General features: G+C 39.3%; 16 protein-coding genes. 11 read left to right on the top strand and 5 right to left on the bottom strand.

Annotated features, from left to right (window positions below):
- Positions 1–35 precede the first annotated feature (35 nt).
- From CYK18_RS04150 to ezrA, 6 genes are all read left to right on the top strand, one after another.
- Positions 36–2,486, top strand: a complete 2,451-nt coding sequence (locus CYK18_RS04150) for a bifunctional DnaQ family exonuclease/ATP-dependent helicase (protein ID WP_101785247.1) — start codon at positions 36–38, stop codon at positions 2,484–2,486.
- Positions 2,487–2,522: 36 nt separating this feature from the next.
- Entirely contained in the window at positions 2,523–3,746 is a 1,224-nt protein-coding gene (locus tag CYK18_RS04145; RefSeq protein ID WP_101785245.1) for an FtsW/RodA/SpoVE family cell cycle protein, read from the top strand.
- 10 nt (positions 3,747–3,756) lie between these two features.
- The gene (locus tag CYK18_RS04140; protein WP_101785243.1) at positions 3,757–4,311 is read left to right on the top strand and encodes a DJ-1 family glyoxalase III; all 555 of its coding nucleotides are present in this window, start codon (positions 3,757–3,759) and stop codon (positions 4,309–4,311) included.
- Between the two features lie 85 nt (positions 4,312–4,396).
- Positions 4,397–4,960, top strand: a complete 564-nt coding sequence (locus CYK18_RS04135; RefSeq protein WP_180948003.1) for an HAD family hydrolase — start codon at positions 4,397–4,399, stop codon at positions 4,958–4,960.
- A gap of 14 nt (positions 4,961–4,974) precedes the next feature.
- Positions 4,975–6,921, top strand: a complete 1,947-nt coding sequence (gene gyrB, locus CYK18_RS04130; protein ID WP_101785239.1) for a DNA topoisomerase (ATP-hydrolyzing) subunit B — start codon at positions 4,975–4,977, stop codon at positions 6,919–6,921.
- Between the two features lie 81 nt (positions 6,922–7,002).
- Positions 7,003–8,730: a septation ring formation regulator EzrA gene (gene ezrA / locus CYK18_RS04125; RefSeq protein ID WP_101785237.1), complete on the top strand. Its 1,728-nt coding sequence runs from the start codon at positions 7,003–7,005 to the stop codon at positions 8,728–8,730.
- A 173-nt stretch (positions 8,731–8,903) separates the two neighbouring features.
- On the opposite strand, the gene CYK18_RS04120 is transcribed toward ezrA, so the two are convergent.
- From CYK18_RS04120 to CYK18_RS04100, 4 genes are all read right to left on the bottom strand, one after another.
- Entirely contained in the window at positions 8,904–9,203 is a 300-nt protein-coding gene (locus tag CYK18_RS04120) for a DUF1827 family protein (RefSeq protein ID WP_020900260.1), read from the bottom strand.
- A gap of 58 nt (positions 9,204–9,261) precedes the next feature.
- On the bottom strand, positions 9,262–9,714 hold the full coding sequence (locus CYK18_RS04115; RefSeq protein WP_049521724.1) for an NUDIX hydrolase: 453 nt from the start codon (positions 9,712–9,714) through the stop codon (positions 9,262–9,264).
- A 130-nt stretch (positions 9,715–9,844) separates the two neighbouring features.
- Positions 9,845–12,103, bottom strand: coding sequence for an ATP-dependent Clp protease ATP-binding subunit (locus tag CYK18_RS04110; protein WP_101785235.1), 2,259 nt, complete (start codon positions 12,101–12,103; stop codon positions 9,845–9,847).
- Between the two features lie 230 nt (positions 12,104–12,333).
- Positions 12,334–12,564 carry a DUF1797 family protein gene (locus tag CYK18_RS04100; RefSeq protein WP_000443570.1) on the bottom strand — a complete coding sequence of 77 codons (231 nt, stop codon included), beginning with the start codon at positions 12,562–12,564 and terminating at the stop codon, positions 12,334–12,336.
- A gap of 190 nt (positions 12,565–12,754) precedes the next feature.
- Here CYK18_RS04100 and CYK18_RS04095 point away from each other — a divergent pair, with 190 nt between their 5' ends.
- From CYK18_RS04095 to CYK18_RS04080, 4 genes are all read left to right on the top strand, one after another.
- Positions 12,755–13,438, top strand: a complete 684-nt coding sequence (locus CYK18_RS04095; RefSeq protein WP_001011642.1) for an amino acid ABC transporter permease — start codon at positions 12,755–12,757, stop codon at positions 13,436–13,438.
- Complete coding sequence (locus tag CYK18_RS04090) at positions 13,438–14,172, top strand: amino acid ABC transporter ATP-binding protein (RefSeq protein ID WP_000140957.1); 735 nt, start codon at positions 13,438–13,440, stop codon at positions 14,170–14,172. Before CYK18_RS04095 ends, CYK18_RS04090 begins: the two co-directional genes overlap by 1 nt.
- A 177-nt stretch (positions 14,173–14,349) precedes the next feature.
- A complete protein-coding gene (locus tag CYK18_RS04085) occupies positions 14,350–15,207 on the top strand; it encodes a bifunctional methylenetetrahydrofolate dehydrogenase/methenyltetrahydrofolate cyclohydrolase (protein ID WP_180947942.1) in 858 nt (285 codons plus the stop codon).
- A 132-nt stretch (positions 15,208–15,339) separates the two neighbouring features.
- Complete coding sequence (locus tag CYK18_RS04080) at positions 15,340–16,194, top strand: NAD(P)H-hydrate dehydratase (RefSeq protein WP_101785230.1); 855 nt, start codon at positions 15,340–15,342, stop codon at positions 16,192–16,194.
- Between the two features lie 147 nt (positions 16,195–16,341).
- Here the strand turns inward: CYK18_RS04080 and pbp3 are convergent, their stop codons facing one another.
- A complete protein-coding gene (gene pbp3, locus CYK18_RS04075) occupies positions 16,342–17,583 on the bottom strand; it encodes a D-alanyl-D-alanine carboxypeptidase PBP3 (RefSeq protein ID WP_101785228.1) in 1,242 nt (413 codons plus the stop codon).
- Between the two features lie 102 nt (positions 17,584–17,685).
- Between pbp3 and CYK18_RS04070 the strand changes: the two genes are divergently transcribed.
- On the top strand, positions 17,686–18,786 hold the full coding sequence (locus CYK18_RS04070; RefSeq protein ID WP_101785226.1) for an AI-2E family transporter: 1,101 nt from the start codon (positions 17,686–17,688) through the stop codon (positions 18,784–18,786).
- The last annotated feature ends 188 nt before the right edge of the window (positions 18,787–18,974 follow it).

The raw sequence follows: 18,974 nt of genomic DNA, 5'->3' as shown, positions 1-18,974 counted from the left end.
GCCAAATGGCCCTTTTTTTGGTATAATTTTTTATAATGAAAACGATTGGTAATCGCTATGTTGTGGTTGATTTAGAGGCAACTAGCACAGGTAGTAAGGCTAAAATTATCCAAGTGGGAATTGTCGTGATTGAGGACGGAAAAATCGTCGATCACTATTCGACGGATGTCAATCCACACGAACCTCTGGATGCTCATATTAAAGAATTGACAGGGCTAACTGACCAACGTCTGGCGCAAGCACCTGATTTTTCGCAAGTTGCTAGAAAAATCTTTGACTTGGTGGAGGATGGGATTTTTGTAGCCCATAATGTTCAGTTTGATGCTAATCTCTTGGCGGAAAATTTATTTTTTGAAGGTTATGAGCTAAGAAATCCTCGTGTTGATACGGTGGAATTGGCCCAGGTTTTTTTCCCAGAAATGGAAAAATATAGTTTGCCGATATTGTGTCGAGAATTAGGAATTCCTCTAAAGCACGCCCACACAGCCCTTTCAGATGCCCAAGCTACAGCGGAATTACTCCTTTTTCTTCGAGAAAAGATAGCCCAGCTCCCTAAAGGTCTCTTGGAACGCTTGCTGGAAATGGCTGACGCTCTCTTATATGAGTCCTATCTGGTTATTGAAGAAATTTATCGAAACCAATCTATCCTGAGTTCTCCAGACTTGGTCGAAGTTCAAGGACTGTATTTCAAGAAACCTGCAGCTCCCCTGAAGTCACGAAAGCTATCTCAAGACTTTTCTAAAAATATTTCTCTGTTGAATCTTGAAGTGAGGGAGGAGCAAGAAAATTTTGCTAAAGAGGTTGGCTTGCTATTGAAAGATGAGCCTGTCTCACTAATTCAAGCGCCGACTGGGATTGGGAAAACTTATGGCTATCTCTTACCCGCTTTATCTCAAATGAAAGAGCGTCAAATTGTCCTTAGTGTTCCGACAAAGATTCTTCAAAATCAAATCATGGAAGAAGAAGGTAAACGTCTTGAGGAAGTGTTCCATATAGATATTCATAGTTTAAAGGGGCCTCAAAATTATTTGAAGCTGGATGCTTTTTATCGTTCCTTGCAGGAAAATGATGAAAATCGCTTATTTAGACGCTTTAAAATGCAACTCTTGGTCTGGCTGACAGAGACAGAGACAGGAGATTTGGATGAAATTGGGCAACTCTATCGTTACCAACATTTTCTAACAGATCTTCGTCATGATGGGAATTTATCATCTCACAGCTTATTTGTGACGGAAGATTTTTGGAAACGTAGTCAAGAAAGGGCACAAACCTGCAAGCTTTTAGTGACCAATCATGCCTATCTTGTAACCAGACTCGAAGATAATCCTGAATTTGTCAGTGACCGATTATTGATTATTGATGAAGTTCAAAAGATTTTGTTAGCTCTAGAAAATCTGCTTCAAGAGACTCACGATATCCAGTCTATTATTGATTTGCTTGATAAGGCTTTACTGGAGGAGCAAAATAAAGTCCAGCAACGAATACTAGAAAGTATTCGCTTTGAGTGCCTCTACTTGATCGAACAATTTCAGTCTGGAAAATCTAAGAAAAATATCTTAGATTCTCTTGCCAATCTCCACCAGTATTTTTCAGAATTAAAAGTAGAAGGCTTTGAAGAACTGGTTCGCTATTTTACAGCTGAAGGTGATTACTGGCTCGAAACAACTGAAACGAGTCAAAAGAAAATTCAGATTTCTTCTACGAAATCAGGTCGTATTCTTCTGTCCTCTTTAGTTCCTGAGAGTTGCCAAGTCTTGGGAGTATCGGCTACTCTTGAGATTAGTCAGAGAGTTTCTTTGGCCGACCTTTTAGGCTATCCTGAAGCCAAATTTGTCAAGATTGAAGCTCGTAGAAAACAGGACCAAGAAGTGGTCTTGGTCAAAGATTTCCCTCTGGTGACAGAAACTTCCTTAGAAGTCTATGCCAAAGAGGTAGCTGATTTGCTGATGGATGTTCAAGCTTTCCAACAACCGATTTTAGTTCTCTTTACTTCTAAAGACATGCTTCTAGCAGTATCGGATTTACTTCCAGTTAGCCACTTGGCCCAGTATAAAAATGGGGATGTTCATCAGCTTAAGAAACGCTTTGAAAAAGGTGAACAACAAATCTTGCTTGGTGCAGCAAGTTTCTGGGAGGGAGTTGATTTTTCAAGCCATCCTTTTGTGATTCAAGTTGTACCAAGGCTTCCTTTCCAAAATCCCCAAGAACCCTTGACGAAAAAGATTAATCAAGAACTGAATCAAGAAGGAAAAAATGCCTTTTATGATTATCAATTGCCGATGGCTATTATTCGTTTAAAACAGGCTTTGGGAAGAAGTATGAGACGCGAACACCAACGTTCCTTAACTCTCATTTTGGATAGGAGAATTGTCGGAAAGAGATATGGCAAACAAATAGTAGCATCTCTAGCAAAAGAAGCGAGCGTTACAACGATCGCTCAATCTGAAGTTAATGAGGCTATTGATAGATTTTTAAATGAACTTTGATAAATAGTATTGTATGAAAGTATAAGGTTAGTGTATATGAAACGTTCTCTCGACTCTAGAGTCGATTATAGTTTGCTATTGCCAGTATTTTTTCTACTGGTTATTGGCGTGGTGGCTATCTATATAGCCGTTAGTCATGATTATCCAAACAATATTCTGCCCATTTTAGGGCAACAGGTCGCTTGGATTGCCTTGGGGCTTGTGATTGGTTTTGTGGTCATGCTCTTTAATACAGAATTTCTTTGGAAAGTGACCCCCTTTCTGTATATTTTAGGCTTGGGACTCATGGTCTTGCCTATCGTCTTTTATAATCCAAGCCTAGTTGCATCAACGGGTGCCAAAAACTGGGTATCAATAAATGGAATTACCCTATTCCAACCGTCAGAATTTATGAAGATATCCTATATTCTCATGTTGGCTCGTGTGATTGTTCAATTTACAAAGAAACATAAGGAATGGAGACGCACAGTTCCGCTGGACTTTTTATTAATTTTTTGGATGATTGTCTTTACCATTCCAGTCCTAGTTCTTTTGGCACTTCAAAGTGACTTGGGGACGGCTTTGGTTTTTGTAGCCATTTTCTCAGGAATCGTCTTACTATCAGGAGTTTCTTGGAAAATTATTATTCCAGTATTTGTGACTGCTGTATCAGGAGTTGCTGGATTCTTAGCCATTTTTATTAGTAAGGGTGGCCGGGCTTTTCTCCATCAATTGGGGATGCCGACCTACCAAATCAATCGTATTTTGGCTTGGCTCAATCCGTTTGACTTTGCCCAAACAACCACTTACCAGCAGGCTCAAGGGCAAATCGCCATTGGGAGCGGTGGCTTATTTGGTCAGGGGTTTAATGCTTCTAATCTGCTTATTCCAGTTCGAGAGTCGGATATGATTTTCACGGTCATTGCAGAAGATTTTGGCTTTATTGGTTCTGTCCTTGTTATCGCCCTTTATCTCATGTTGATTTACCGTATGTTGAAGATTACTCTTAAATCAAATAACCAGTTCTACACCTATATTTCCACAGGTTTGATTATGATGTTGCTCTTTCACATCTTTGAGAATATCGGTGCTGTTACTGGCTTACTTCCTTTGACGGGTATTCCCTTGCCTTTTATTTCGCAAGGAGGATCGGCTATTATCAGTAATTTGATCGGTGTTGGCTTGCTTTTATCGATGAGTTATCAAACCAATCTAGCTGAAGAAAAGAGTGGAAAAGTCCGATTCAAACGGAAAAAGGTTGTATTAAAACAAATCAAATAAGGAGAAAATCATGGTTAAAGTAGCAGTTATGTTAGCTCAGGGCTTTGAAGAAATTGAAGCTTTGACAGTTGTAGATGTCTTGCGTCGTGCAAATATTACTTGTGATATGGTTGGTTTTGAAGAGCAAGTGACTGGTTCGCATGCAATCCAAGTAAGAGCAGATCGTGTCTTTGATGGTGATTTATCAGACTATAATATGGTTGTTCTTCCTGGCGGCATGCCTGGTTCTGCACATTTGCGGGACAATCAGGCCTTGATTCAAGAGTTGCAAAACTTCGAACGAGAAGGGAAGAAACTGGCAGCTATTTGTGCGGCGCCAATTGCCCTCAATCAAGCAGGAGTTCTGAAAAACAAGCAGTACACCTGCTATGATGGCGTTCAAGAGCAAATCCTTGATGGTCAATATGTCAAGGAAACAGTAGTGGTAGATGCTCATTTGACAACCAGTCGAGGTCCCTCTACAGCCCTTGCCTTTGCCTACGAGTTGGTGGACCAACTAGGAGGAGACTCAGAGACTTTACGAACAGGAATGCTCTATCGAGATGTCTTTGGTAAAAATCAATAAAACGGGAGTCAAACTCTCGTTTTTTTATGTATAAAACTCAGGGAAATCATCGCTTTTTTCATAAAAAAATGCTATAATGAAGGGTATGAAATATCACGATTATATCTGGGATTTAGGTGGAACTTTACTGGATAATTACGAAACTTCAACAGCTGCCTTTGTTGAAACATTGGCACTGTATGGTATCACACAAGACCATGACAGTGTCTATCAAGCTTTAAAGGTTTCTACTGATTTTGCGATTGAGACATCCGCTCCCAACTTAGAGCATTTTTTAGATAAGTACAAGGAAAATGAAGCCCGAGAGCTTGAACACCCGATTTTATTTGAAGGAGTTTCTGACTTATTGCAAGACATTTCAAATCAAGGTGGGCGTCATTTCTTGGTTTCTCACAGAAATGATCAGGTCTTAGAAATTTTAGAAAAAACCTCTATAGCAGCTTATTTTACAGAAGTGGTGACTTCTAGCTCAGGCTTTAAGAGAAAACCAGATCCTGAGTCCATGATTTATTTAAGAGAAAAGTATCAGATTAGCTCTGGCTTAGTCATCGGTGATCGGCCGATTGATATCGAAGCAGGGCAAGCTGCAGGACTCGATACCCACTTGTTTACCAGTATCGTGAATTTAAGACAAGTATTAGACATGTAAGAAAAAGGAATAAGATGACAGAAGAAATCAAAAATCTGCAGGCACAAGATTATGATGCCAGTCAAATTCAAGTTTTAGAGGGCTTAGAGGCTGTTCGTATGCGTCCAGGGATGTATATCGGGTCAACCTCAAAAGAAGGTCTTCACCATCTAGTCTGGGAAATCGTTGATAACTCAATCGATGAGGCCTTGGCAGGATTTGCCAGCCATATTCAAGTTTTTATTGAACCAGATGATTCGATTACTGTTGTCGATGATGGGCGTGGTATCCCAGTCGATATTCAGGAAAAAACAGGTCGACCTGCCGTTGAGACTGTCTTTACTGTCCTTCATGCTGGAGGAAAGTTTGGCGGTGGCGGATACAAGGTTTCAGGTGGTCTTCACGGAGTGGGGTCCTCAGTTGTTAACGCCCTTTCCACTCAACTAGATGTTCATGTCCACAAAAACGGTAAGATTCATTACCAAGAATACCGTCGTGGTCATGTTGTTGCTGATCTTGAGGTGGTTGGAGATACGGATAAAACTGGAACAACGGTTCATTTTACACCAGACCCAGAAATCTTTACTGAAACAACAACCTTTGATTTTGATAAATTAAATAAACGAATTCAAGAGTTGGCCTTTCTAAATCGTGGTCTTCAAATTTCAATCACAGATAAGCGTGAAGGTTTGGAACAAACCAAGCATTACCATTATGAAGGTGGGATTGCTAGCTATGTTGAATATATCAATGAGAACAAGGATGTAATCTTTGATACACCAATTTACACAGATGGTGAGATGGATGATATCACAGTTGAAGTAGCCATGCAGTATACAACGGGTTACCATGAAAACGTCATGAGTTTCGCCAATAATATTCATACCCATGAAGGTGGAACGCATGAACAAGGTTTCCGTACAGCCTTGACTCGTGTTATCAACGACTATGCTCGTAAAAATAAGTTACTGAAAGACAATGAAGACAACCTAACAGGAGAAGATGTCCGTGAAGGACTAACTGCAGTTATCTCAGTTAAACACCCAAATCCACAGTTTGAAGGACAAACTAAGACTAAGTTGGGAAATAGCGAAGTGGTCAAGATTACCAATCGCCTCTTTAGTGAAGCCTTCTCCGATTTCCTCATGGAAAATCCACAGATTGCCAAGCGTATCGTGGAAAAAGGGATTTTGGCTGCCAAGGCTCGTGTGGCTGCCAAGCGTGCGCGTGAAGTTACTCGTAAAAAATCTGGTTTGGAAATTTCCAACCTTCCAGGGAAACTAGCAGACTGTTCTTCTAACAATCCTGCTGAAACAGAACTCTTCATCGTCGAAGGAGACTCAGCTGGTGGATCAGCCAAATCTGGTCGTAACCGTGAGTTTCAGGCAATTCTTCCAATTCGCGGTAAGATTTTGAACGTTGAAAAAGCTAGCATGGATAAGATTCTTGCTAACGAAGAAATTCGTAGTCTTTTCACAGCGATGGGAACAGGATTTGGAGCGGAATTCGATGTTTCAAAAGCTCGTTACCAAAAACTCGTTTTGATGACCGATGCCGATGTCGATGGAGCCCACATTCGTACCCTTCTTTTAACCTTGATTTATCGTTATATGAAACCAATCCTAGAAGCTGGTTATGTTTATATCGCCCAACCACCAATCTATGGTGTCAAGGTTGGAAGCGAGATTAAAGAATACATCCAGCCAGGTGCAGATCAAGAAATCAAACTCCAAGAGGCCTTGGCCCGCCACAGTGAAGGTCGTACCAAACCGACTATTCAGCGTTATAAGGGTCTAGGTGAAATGGACGACCATCAGTTATGGGAAACAACCATGGATCCTGAACATCGCTTGATGGCCAGAGTTTCTGTGGATGATGCTGCAGAAGCAGATAAAATCTTTGATATGTTGATGGGGGATCGAGTAGAGCCTCGTCGTGAGTTTATCGAAGAAAATGCTGTCTATAGTACACTTGATGTCTAAAAAATCGGGAGAAGTAGTTCCCTTGGTCTAAAAAATATGATATAATCATTACGATTGTTTCAAGTAAAAAAGGAGTTTAATATGTCTGCTAGACTAGTAATTTATTTGATAATTGCAGTTGCAGTTTTATTGGTCATTGCTTATGCTATCGCAATCTATGTACGAAAACGCAATGAAAGTAAACTAGCAATTTTAGAAGAGAAAAAAGAAGAACTGTACAATCTTCCAGTTAATGATGAAGTTGAAGCTGTAAAAAATATGCACTTGATTGGACAAAGTCAGGTGACTTTCCGTGAATGGAATCAAAAATGGGTTGATTTATCCCTTAATTCTTTTGCCGATATCGAAAATAATCTTTTCGAGGCAGAAGGCTACAATAACTCATTCCGTTTTTTCAAGGCCAGTCATCAAATTGATCAAATCGAGAGTCAAATTACCTTGATTGAAGAAGATATTGCAGCAATTCGCAATGCCTTGGCAGATTTGGAGAAACAAGAGTCTAAAAATAGTGGACGTGTTCTTCATACCTTGGACTTGTTTGAAGAGTTGCAACACCGAGTTGCTGATCATTCTGAAGAATATGGCCAAGGTTTATCTGAAATTGAAAAACAATTGGAAAATATCCAATCAGAGTTTTCTCAGTTTGTAACTTTAAATTCGTCAGGTGACCCAGTAGAAGCTGCTGTGATTTTGGATAATGCTGAAAATCATATCTTGGCTTTAACGCATATTGTTGATCGTATACCAGCAATTGTAGCAACATTATCTAAAGACCTACCTGATCAACTGGAAGATTTAGAAGATGGCTACCGTAAGCTTTTAGATGCTAATTATCATTTTGCTGAAACGGATATTGAAGCGCGTTTCCAACTGCTTTATGAAGCTCTCAAGAAAAATCATGAGAATATTGCGAAACTAGAATTGGATAATGCAGAGTACGAAAATACTCAAATCCAAGAAGAGATTAATGCACTTTATGATATCTTTACAAGAGAAATTGCGGCACAGAAAGTAGTAGAAGGTTTAGTAGCAACACTTCCTACTTATCTTCAACACATGAAGGAAAATAATGCTTTATTGATAGAAGACATTGAGCGTTTGAGTAAAAACTATTTACTTTCTGAGTCAGATGCAAGTCATGTTCGTCGTTTACAGGGTGAATTAGAAAACTTTGAGACTGCTATTATTGAGGCAACTTCAAATCAAGATGAACCAACTCAAGCATATTCAATTCTTGAAGAAAATCTTGAATCTTTACAGGAAAATCTTAAAGAGATTGAAGATGAACAGATTTCAGTTAGTGAGCGTCTTGCACGAATTGAGAAAGATGATGTCAATGCACGTCAAAAGGCAAATGTATATGTTAATCGTCTCCATACAATCAAGAGATATATGGAAAAACGGAACCTACCTGGTATTCCACAAACTTTCTTGAAGTTATTCTTTACAGCAAGTAATAATACGGAAGATCTAATGGCTGAATTAGAACAAAACTTAGTCAATATAGAATCAGTTAATCGTATTCTTGAAATTGCAACGAAGGATATGGAGGAGCTTGAGGCGGAAACTTATAATATTGTACAGTATGCAACCTTGACAGAGCAACTCTTGCAATATTCTAACCGCTATCGCTCATTTGATGAACGTATCCAAGAAGCCTTCAATGAAGCTTTAGATATTTTTGAAAAAGAATTTGATTATCACGCTTCATTTGACAAGATTTCTCAAGCATTGGAAGTGGCAGAGCCTGGTGTAACCAACCGCTTTGTTACCTCATATGAGAAAACACGTGAAACGATTCGTTTTTAATAAAAGAAAAAGATTTGATTGTGTGAGAAGCAGAATCAAATCTTTTTTATTATTTGTCTATAAAATCTTGTATGATAAGATCTCAAGATAAAAAATTGGAGACGATTTAAAAAGCAAGTCAGAACCTATGTTTGGTCTATAAGGTTCAATAGCTTTCTAATCTCTCCAAAATTTTATTTGATTGGAATTGAAATCCCAATTAATTTTTCTGAGTAGAGTGTCTTGATATTGGCTTCATCAATAGAGTCCTTATCAATTTTACGTTTCAAGAAAAATTCTTGGATGGCTTCGATTTCAGTTTCTCGAATAGCACGGTGTTTATTTGAGATGAGGATTTCATAGTGAAGCGGAGCTTGGGTAAAAATAACATCTGTATTTCCAGCAGAATAGACCTCAACAAGGGTTGCATCTGTACTCTCTAGCTGGCCTTTTACAAGTTGCGAGTGTGAGTTTGTCGTATTGATAAGCTTCATAATATTTCCTCCGATTTTCTAATACTATTATAGCACTTTTTGAATAAAGTCGCTTGATTTAGTCAATCTTATGCTGTTTTTTCCAAGATTCAATAGCCCATTTATGGCTACCACGTTTGAGATTTTCAATAGCCTCATCAATAGGGAACCAGGCAATATGATTAAAGTCTTCTAGTGGTTTTTGAACTTCCTTGAAAGATGTCGCTTCATAGAGGTAGGCAGGATTGTAGTAGTAGGTATCACGGTGACGAGAGTAGAAATATTCGTCAGCTTGTCCGTAATAGACACCAATTTCAGCTGTGAATCCAAGCTCTTCAATCAATTCACGTTTTAGGGCTTCCTGATGATTTTCCCCTGCTTCAATTTCGCCACCTGGTAAGAACCAAGCACCATTAGGAGCTTGAACTAAAACTATTTGTTTTTGTTCAGCGTCAGGGATAACTGCATACACTCCATAGCGTGCAACATAGTCTGTATTCGCTTTTTTTTCTCCGAAAGTTGGGTTTGCCATTGCATTTTCCTCATTATCTAGTATCGTTATTATTATCATAATGGACAAAGGGCAAGCTGTCAAGAAATTACAGTTATTTTAGTAAAAAAGAAGCAGAAACATTTCATTTTCTACTCCTTTTTTATAGAATTTATTTTTCTGTTTCAGAAGTTTTAACTTCTGCTTTTTTGGCAGATTTGATTTGAATCTTGCCTTTGCTGGTCATAACTGCCTTGAGGTCTTTTTCGCTTGGATTTTCAAGGTAGTAGTCAGTGATTGCGTCCTCTATATAGTCTTGAATGGTACGGCGGAGTGGGCGTGCTCCCATTTTTGGATCATAACCGAGGTCAACCAATTTTTCCTTGACCTTGTCTGTCACATCGAGATGGATATTGTTGCTAGAAAGGCGCTTGTTAACGTCTGCTAGCATAAGCTCGACAATCTGAAGGAGGTTATCCTTGCTGAGAGCCTTAAATTCGATAATACCATCAAAACGGTTCATAAACTCTGGGCTAAAGAAGTTACCGAGTTCACCGAGAACAGAATTGGTACGTCCTTCTCTAGCAGCACCAAAACCAACGCTGGCTTCAGCCTTACCTGTCCCTGCATTTGAGGTCATGATAATGATGGCATCCTTGAAGCTAACGGTACGTCCTTGCCCATCTGTCAAACGACCATCGTCCAAGACCTGGAGGAACATGTGCATAACATCTGGATGGGCTTTCTCTACTTCATCCAAGAGAATAAGAGAATATGGATTGCGGCGAACTTTTTCAGTTAATTGCCCAGCCTCATCGTAACCAACATAACCTGGAGGGGCACCGACCAACTTAGCAACGCTGTGTTTTTCCATGTATTCACTCATGTCAAAGCGAATCATGCTGTCAGCAGAACCAAAAAGTTCAATGGCTAGTTGTTTGGAAAGTTCTGTCTTACCGACACCGGTTGGCCCGACAAAGAGGAAGCTTCCAATTGGACGGTTAGGCGTACCGAGACCGACACGATTCCGGCGAATAGCCTTGGCAATCTTATCGACAGCATCATCCTGTCCAATAACATGAGACTTGAGATCTTCGGCTAGATGGATGAGTTGAGATTGTTCTTTCTCTTTTAAATCACCAACAGGGATATTGGTTTTCTGCTCGATAATGTGCTCAATAGTTTTCTCGCTTATGATAGGTGTATCTTGGTCTGTGACTTTTTTCTTTTGCATTTCCTTATACTTGGCAATCTGGTCACGGAAGTAGGCGGCCTTCTCAAAATCTTCCTCTCGTGTAGCTTGAGATTTAAGATTTTCAGCCTCAATCAAGCGTTGATCAATTACTTTAGGATCCACAAAATTCAAGGTCAAGTTCATTTTAGAACCAGCTTCATCTAGGAGGTCAATGGCCTTGTCAGGCAAGAAGCGATCTTGGATGTAGCGATTGGAAAGAGTTGCAGCTGCTTCAATTGCAGCATCGGTATACTGAACGTGGTGGTAGTCTTCGTATTTCTTTTGAATGCCTTTGAGGATAGTGATTGTTTCTTCCACTGTTGGTTCATCGACCTTAACAGGTTGCATACGACGCTCGAGAGCAGCATCCTTTTCAATGATACGGTATTCATTGAGGGTAGTAGCACCGACTAGTTGCAGTTCTCCACGAGCAAGGGCGGGCTTGAGGATATTTCCTGCATCCATATTTCCATCGCCCGCAGAACCAGCACCAACAATTTCATGGATTTCATCGATAAAGAGGATGATGTCCTCACGTTTACGAATTTCTTCCATGAGTTTTTGCATGCGTTCTTCAAATTGTCCACGGATACCCGTTCCTTGAACTAGGCTAACCACATCCAGACGGATGACTTGTTTACCTTGGAGTTTATGTGGAACGTCGCCATCAACGATTTTCTGAGCTAGACCTTCGACAACGGCAGTTTTTCCGACACCTGGTTCACCGATAAGAACAGGATTATTCTTGGTTCTGCGATTGAGAATTTCGATGACACGGATAATCTCATCGTCACGCCCAATAACGGGGTCAATATCTCCACGACGGGCAATTTCAGTTACGTTGATACCAAATTCTTCTAGCAGGCCTTTTTCTTGGCTTGGTGGCGGAGTTTGAGCAGATCCACGATTTTGGGAACCATAACCGCCATTTCCACCGTAACCCCCACCTGATTGGGTTGGGGGAGTCGGAGGAGTATTGCTAGAAGGTCTAAAATTGTTTAGGTCGTTGAAGAAATCACCAAAGGGATCAAAGTCACGATTGTTCAAATCCGTTATACCTTTAAAGAGACTGTTGTTAGGATCTGTTTTGATAATCTTATAGCAGTTTTGACAGAGGTCAATTTGTTTTTGTTTTCCATTGAGATTGGTATAAAGATGAATTGTTGAGTCGTTAATTTTACAGTTTTGACAAAGCATACATCTACCTCATTTCTTTCTTTAGCCTGACCTGTTCAAAGGTCAAAAATAGTCAAATTTCTATACTCTCATTATAACAGGATTGGGGTGTAAAGCAAGTAAAAAGATTGCAGCTTTGAGAAGTTGTTACAATGAAAATTTTTGTGAATTTGGACTATAAAAAAATCCTATTTGTGAGACAAAAAGGATTTTGGTTAGACATGCAGGGTGTAATCCCAGCTTGTTTTGTATTAGTAAAGGAGTTCGTAAATCTCCATTGCAATCAAGTCAATGCTGTCAAACGTATAAGTTTCGCGAGCTTCGACATCACGCAGGGTAAAGATTGAGCCGTTTTCTTCGTCGTGGCTGTATGCAACTTCTGCAACAACAACTCCTTCGCGTTCAAAATTACGTTTTAAATTTCCGCCGTCTTTTGCCATTGCTTCAAGGCGGTTGATGATTCTAACCAAATGTGATTCCATTTTGATTCTCCTTCATTTCTTATCGTTACTATTTTACCATAAAGGAGGCCAACTTGACTAGAAAAAACTAAGATTTCTCGCTAATTCTACCAGCTGAAAGTTTTTTTGAATAAATCGGATAAAAAGTTTGAATTTTAATTCAATACATGTTATAATCATACAGTATTCTATTTTAGAAAGCAGTGTGATTATGAATTTTTCTTTTTTACCTAAGTATTTACCTTATTTTAACTATGGGGCTGTTGTGACGGTTCTCATTTCTATCTGTGTGGTCTTTTTGGGAACCATTTTGGGTGTTGTCTTGGCTTTTGGGCAACGTTCAAAGTTTAAACCGCTTGTCTGGCTGGCCAACTTGTACGTTTGGATTTTCCGTGGGACACCGATGATGGTTCAGATTATGATTGCCTTTGCCCTTATGCACATCAATGCCCCGACTATTCAGGTTGGAATTTTGGGTGTTGACCTTTCTCGTTTGATTCCAGGGATTTTGATTATCTCTATGAACAGTGGTGCTTATGTTTCTGAGACTGTTCGTGCTGGGATTAATGCGGTTCCAAAAGGTCAGCTAGAAGCGGCTTATTCGCTAGGAATTCGTCCTAAAAATGCTATGAGATATGTGATTTTGCCACAAGCAATCAAAAATATCTTGCCAGCATTGGGGAACGAATTTATTACTATTATCAAGGATAGTTCCCTCTTATCAGCTATCGGTGTCATGGAGTTGTGGAATGGGGCTACAACAGTTTCTACAACAACCTATCTACCTTTAACACCACTTTTATTTGCAGCCTTTTATTACTTGATTATGACTTCTATTTTGACAGTAGCCTTGAAAGCTTTTGAAAAACGTATGGGACAAGGAGATAAAAAATAATGACAGAAACCTTGATAAAAATTGAAAATTTACATAAATCCTTTGGAAAGAATGAAGTATTGAAGGGCATCAACCTCGAGATTAAAAGAGGAGAGGTTGTCGTCATCATCGGTCCTTCAGGAAGCGGGAAATCTACCTTGCTTCGTTCTATGAATTTGTTAGAAGAAGCGACCAAGGGGAAGGTTATCTTTGAAGGAGTCGATATTACGGACAAGAAGAATGATCTGTTTGCCATGCGTGAGAAGATGGGCATGGTTTTCCAACAATTTAATCTCTTTCCTAATATGACTGTGATGGAAAATATCACCTTGTCTCCTATCAAGACCAAAGGTGAAAGTAAGGAAGTTGCAGAGAAGAGAGCTCAGGAACTTTTGGAAAAAGTTGGTTTACCAGATAAGGCAACTGCTTATCCACAGAGTTTGTCAGGTGGACAGCAACAACGGATTGCCATTGCGCGTGGTTTGGCCATGGAACCAGATGTTTTGCTTTTTGACGAGCCAACTTCAGCCTTGGACCCTGAAATGGTAGGTGAGGTGTTGGCTGTTATGCAAGATCTAGCCAAATCAGGAATGACTATGGTTATCGTAACACATGAGATGGGATTTGCCCGTGAGGTGGCAGATCGTGTCATCTTTATGGCAGACGGCGTGGTTGTTGAAGATGGAACACCTGAGCAGATTTTTGAACAAACCCAAGAACAACGGACTAAAGACTTCTTGAGTAAGGTTTTATAAGTTAGCTTTGTTTAGCTATTTGTAGCCAATTTTACATATAAAATATAGATTAATGAAAAGCTCGAACTGGGCTTTTTCTTATAGTTTGAAACTATAAGATAGCCTAGGAAAGAAGTGTTAGAGGGGATTAGCAGTTTTTGGTATAATGGAAGATATTTGAAAGAAAAGAGAAGTGATATGACACAGATTATTGATGGGAAGGCTCTAGCAGCTAAGTTACAAGGACAGCTGGCTGAAAAGACTGAAAGATTAAAGGAAGAAACGGGGCTAGTACCTGGTTTGGTGGTGATTTTGGTTGGGGACAATCCAGCTAGCCAAGTCTACGTTCGCAACAAGGAACGTTCTGCCCTTGCGGCTGGTTTCCGTAGCGAAGTAGTGCGAGTTCCAGAGACTATTACTCAAGAGGAATTGTTAGACCTGATTGCTAAATATAATCAGGATCCAGCTTGGCATGGAATTTTGGTCCAGTTGCCATTACCAAAACACATTGATGAAGAGGCGGTTTTGTTGGCCATTGACCCAGAAAAGGATGTGGATGGTTTCCATCCTCTAAATATGGGACGCCTTTGGTCTGGTCATCCAGTCATGATTCCATCAACACCTGCAGGAATTATGGAAATGTTTCATGAATATGGGATTGAATTAGAAGGTAAAAATGCGGTTGTCATCGGTCGTTCAAACATTGTTGGAAAACCCATGGCCCAGCTTCTTTTGGCCAAGAATGCAACAGTGACCTTGACTCACTCACGCACCCATAATCTTGCTAAGGTGGCTGCAAAAGCTGATATTCTGGTTGTTGCAATCGGTCGTGCCAAGTTTGTGACTGATGACTTTGTTAAACCAGGTGCGGTAGTCATTGACGTTGGGATGAATCGTGATGAAAATGGCAAGCTCTGTGGGGATGTGGATTATGAGGCAGTTGCCCCACTTGCTAGCCATATTACGCCAGTCCCTGGAGGTGTTGGTCCTATGACCATTACCATGCTAATGGAGCAAACTTATCAGGCAGCACTTCGGACATTGGATAGAAAATAAGAGAAAAATCGCTGAAGAGAGTGTATTTTCTATAGATATATCTGAAATGGGATACAATAATTGTAAAAATAAAATTACAAAAGGAGGTCTGTGCCTCCTTTTTGTTGTATAATAAAAGCGAGAGGAAAAAAGATGAAAGTGATTGATCAAGATCTACTAGAAAAAGTCATTATTGAACGTTCTCGTACCAGTCATAAAGGAGACTACGGTCGTCTACTGTTGCTGGGTGGGACTTATCCTTATGGTGGTGCCATCATCATGGCTGCTTTGGCAGCTGTAAAAAGCGGTGCAGGATTGGTGACTGTTGGAACAGATAGGGAAAATATTCCAGCTCTGCACAACCATTTACCTGAGGCTATGGCCTTTTCTCTGCAAGACCAGCAATTGTTAAAAGAGCAACTGGAGAAGGAAGAAGTTGTCTTACTGGGTCCTGGTTTACGAGACAATGCTTTTGGAGAAGATATAGTAAAACAAGTCTTTGCTAGTTTAAGCCAAAATCAGATTTTGATTGTAGACGGAGGTGCTTTGACCATTATTGCTAGAACAAGTTTGTCATTTCCGTTTAACCAGCTTATCCTAACTCCTCACCAAAAAGAATGGGAAAAATTATCTGGAATTACGATTGAAAAGCAAAAGGAAGATGCAACGGCTAGTGCCCTGACTTCCTTCCCTCAAGGAACAATTTTGGTAGAGAAAGGTCCAGCTACTCGTATTTGGCAAGCTGGCCAATCTGATTATTACCAGTTACAGGTTGGCGGTCCCTATCAGGCGACTGGGGGAATGGGAGATACTCTTGCTGGAATGATTGCAGGATTTGCAGGCCAATTCCGACAGACCAGTCTCTACGAACGTGTGACAGTAGCGACCCATCTTCATTCAGCTATTGCTCAAGAACTAGCTCAAGAACATTATGTGGTCTTGCCAACGGAAATTAGTAATTGTCTTCCTAAAGTAATGAATAAAATATCTCAAAAAAGAATGGGATAAAATTCAATTTTAGGAGAAAACGAAGTAAATATTACCACAATAAAACGCATAATATCAAGTTTTTTTAATACCTGATACTATGCGTTTTTGACTTTAAAGACTTTTTGGTCTGTTTCTATTTTGGAGCAATCTTTTGCTCAGTATGTTTTATAATTTCTCGTTGATAAATCGGATAAACTGATTCCACCAAACTTTTAAGAAGAAAGCTTTTTCAACTTTCTTTTCTGCTAGCATTTCGAAACTAGGACGTTCTGTGGTGATGTAACCTTGACCAATCAAGTCCTTGTCTTCATAAGTCAAATGTCCAACCACAGTTCCGGCTTCAAGTGGTGCTGGTATTGCCTTAGAATCAGGTGTGAATTGAATAGTTTGGGACGATTGTCCCCCAACACGTTCAATAAGAGTGATATCATCTTTGGCAACGGCAGTGACCGCATCTTCTTTTCCATCTTGTACAGGAGCTTTACTATCTTGGTAGGCATCGCCTTTTTGAACGATTTTACGAAGCGTGAATGTAGAAGAGATATAATCCATTAGTGACGATGTAGCTGTGAAGCGAGCGTAAGGATTATTGTCTTGATGGTCTGCATTCAAAACAACTGTGATAACCCTCATCCCTTTTTCGACAGTAGTACCAACAAAAGATTCTCCAGCTTTGTCTGTTGTTCCTGTCTTAAGGCCATCAAAACCACCGCGATAAGCAGGCATACCTTCTAACATGTAGTTGGTAGAAGTGATTGTCATTCCAGCAAAAGTAGAAGAAGGTTTTTTCGTGATTTCCAAGACTTGTGGGTATTTTTTGATGAGATTGCGAGCAACGATAGCGACATCATAAGCACTGAGCTTGTTTTCATCATCTTTTCTAGATCCTGGGTAAATGTTATCCCCTAAAGTCTCATTGTTAAGACCCGTCGTATTGACAACAGTGGCATCCTGAATGCCCCATTCCAAGAGCTTTGCCCGCATCATATCGACGAAATCTTTTTCTGAGCCAGCAATTTTCTCAGCTAGGGCGATAGCTGCACTGTTGGCACTAGATACCAGTGTTGCTTCAAGTAGCTGTTCAACGGTATAATTACGAGCTTCCATAGGAACATTACTTGCTTCAGAATTTGTCGTTAATTTGTAAGGATAATCAGAAATATCTACCGGAGTTGATAGTGTAATACTGCCGTTTTCCAAGGCTTCATAGACAAGATAGACCGTAATCAATTTTGTGATTGAAGCGATTTCAACTGGTTGGGTTGCATCTTTCTCATAGAGAATTTTACCGGTATTTGCCTCAACAGCAATTGCATGTTTAGCAGCAATATTAAAATCTTGAGCAGCAACAGTAGATGCTGACCCAATCACGGATAGGCTTAGGAGAGTTAAAATTATTTTTTTCATAGTAAGTTTATTCTATCATAAAGAAAAAAATATTCCCAGTTTCATGATATAAGAAAGAAGTTTTTTTGAAAGTGTGGTAAAATAGATAAATGGAGGTACCTCATGTTTCGTAAGAATAAATTATTTTTTTGGACCAGTGAGATTTTACTATTAACCATTATCTTTTATTTATGGAGAGAGATGGGAGCGATTATTACACCTTTTGTAAGCGTTGCAAACACTATAATGATTCCCTTTCTTTTAGGTGGTTTTTTATATTATTTGACAAATCCTATTGTAAATTTTTTACAAAAGTATTTCAAAATTAACCGTATCATTGGTATTTTACTAACCTTGTGCGCCTTGGTCTGGGGGCTAGTTATTGGGGTAGTCTATCTCTTACCGATTTTGATTAATCAGTTGACCAGTTTGATAGCAACAAGTCAGACACGTTTGCAAGATTTGATTGTGGATTTATCTACTTATCCAGCCTTTCAAAATTTAGATATTCAAGCGACGATTCAACAGTTAAATCTCTCCTATGTAGATATTCTACAAAATATTCTAAACAGTGTTACCAATAGTGTTGGAAGTGTCCTATCTGCGCTCTTTAGTACTGTGTTAATTATTATCATGACCCCTGTGTTCTTAATTTATTTTTTGTTAGATGGTAACAAGTTCTTGCCGATGCTTGAACGTACTGTTTTAAAGCGAGATAAGTTGCATATTGCAGGCCTATTAAAGAATTTGAATGCTACAATCGCTCGATATATTAGTGGAGTTGCCATTGATGCGATTATTATTGGCTGTTTGGCCTTTATCGGATATAGCGTAATCGGTTTGAAATACGCTTTGGTCTTCGCTATCTTTTCAGGATTAGCCAATCTCATTCCTTATGTAGGTCCAAGTATTGGTTTGATTCCGATGATTATCGCCAATGTCTTTACTGATCCCCATAGAATGCTGATTGCAGTTGTTTATATGTTGATTATTCAACAAGTAGATGGGAACATCCTTTACCCTCGAATCGTTGGTGGAGTGATGAAGGTTCATCCAATTACGATTTTAGTATTACTTTTGTTATCAAGTAATATCTATGGTGTCATTGGCATGATTGTCGCAGTACCAACCTATTCTATCTTAAAAGAAATTTCTAAGTTTTTATCACGTTTGTATGAAAATCATAAAATAATGAAAGAACGAGAAAGAGAATTAGCTAAGTAAAAATCAGGAAATTCCTGATTTTTCTTTTTCATTAAAGAAGTGATGGGAGTAGAAATACCGTTTAGATTAGTAGATTAAGAATAATTCACAAAAACTTTGTAAAACACTTGCAATTTAGCTGAAATTTGATAAAATAGTAAGGAAAGTTAGACTGTATTGCCTACTGTCTATCTATAAAATATATTTTA

Origin of the sequence: Streptococcus mitis, assembly GCF_002860865.1 — a bacterium.
GTDB lineage: Bacteria > Bacillota > Bacilli > Lactobacillales > Streptococcaceae > Streptococcus > Streptococcus mitis_AT.
The sequence above is the reverse complement of the archived record's forward strand: the minus strand, read 5'-3'. Positions and strand labels throughout refer to the sequence as shown.

Excerpts from the sequence above, each read along its gene's own strand:
- CYK18_RS04150 (WP_101785247.1), top strand. The coding sequence starts at position 36 with ATGAAAACGATTGGTAATCGCTATGTTGTGGTTGATTTAGAGGCAACT.
- CYK18_RS04145 (WP_101785245.1), top strand. The coding sequence starts at position 2,523 with ATGAAACGTTCTCTCGACTCTAGAGTCGATTATAGTTTGCTATTGCCA.
- CYK18_RS04140 (WP_101785243.1), top strand. The coding sequence starts at position 3,757 with ATGGTTAAAGTAGCAGTTATGTTAGCTCAGGGCTTTGAAGAAATTGAA.
- CYK18_RS04135 (WP_180948003.1), top strand. The coding sequence starts at position 4,397 with ATGAAATATCACGATTATATCTGGGATTTAGGTGGAACTTTACTGGAT.
- gyrB (WP_101785239.1), top strand. The coding sequence starts at position 4,975 with ATGACAGAAGAAATCAAAAATCTGCAGGCACAAGATTATGATGCCAGT.
- ezrA (WP_101785237.1), top strand. The coding sequence starts at position 7,003 with ATGTCTGCTAGACTAGTAATTTATTTGATAATTGCAGTTGCAGTTTTA.
- CYK18_RS04120 (WP_020900260.1), bottom strand. The coding sequence starts at position 9,203 with ATGAAGCTTATCAATACGACAAACTCACACTCGCAACTTGTAAAAGGC.
- CYK18_RS04115 (WP_049521724.1), bottom strand. The coding sequence starts at position 9,714 with ATGGCAAACCCAACTTTCGGAGAAAAAAAAGCGAATACAGACTATGTT.
- CYK18_RS04110 (WP_101785235.1), bottom strand. The coding sequence starts at position 12,103 with ATGCTTTGTCAAAACTGTAAAATTAACGACTCAACAATTCATCTTTAT.
- CYK18_RS04100 (WP_000443570.1), bottom strand. The coding sequence starts at position 12,564 with ATGGAATCACATTTGGTTAGAATCATCAACCGCCTTGAAGCAATGGCA.
- CYK18_RS04095 (WP_001011642.1), top strand. The coding sequence starts at position 12,755 with ATGAATTTTTCTTTTTTACCTAAGTATTTACCTTATTTTAACTATGGG.
- CYK18_RS04090 (WP_000140957.1), top strand. The coding sequence starts at position 13,438 with ATGACAGAAACCTTGATAAAAATTGAAAATTTACATAAATCCTTTGGA.
- CYK18_RS04085 (WP_180947942.1), top strand. The coding sequence starts at position 14,350 with ATGACACAGATTATTGATGGGAAGGCTCTAGCAGCTAAGTTACAAGGA.
- CYK18_RS04080 (WP_101785230.1), top strand. The coding sequence starts at position 15,340 with ATGAAAGTGATTGATCAAGATCTACTAGAAAAAGTCATTATTGAACGT.
- pbp3 (WP_101785228.1), bottom strand. The coding sequence starts at position 17,583 with ATGAAAAAAATAATTTTAACTCTCCTAAGCCTATCCGTGATTGGGTCA.
- CYK18_RS04070 (WP_101785226.1), top strand. The coding sequence starts at position 17,686 with ATGTTTCGTAAGAATAAATTATTTTTTTGGACCAGTGAGATTTTACTA.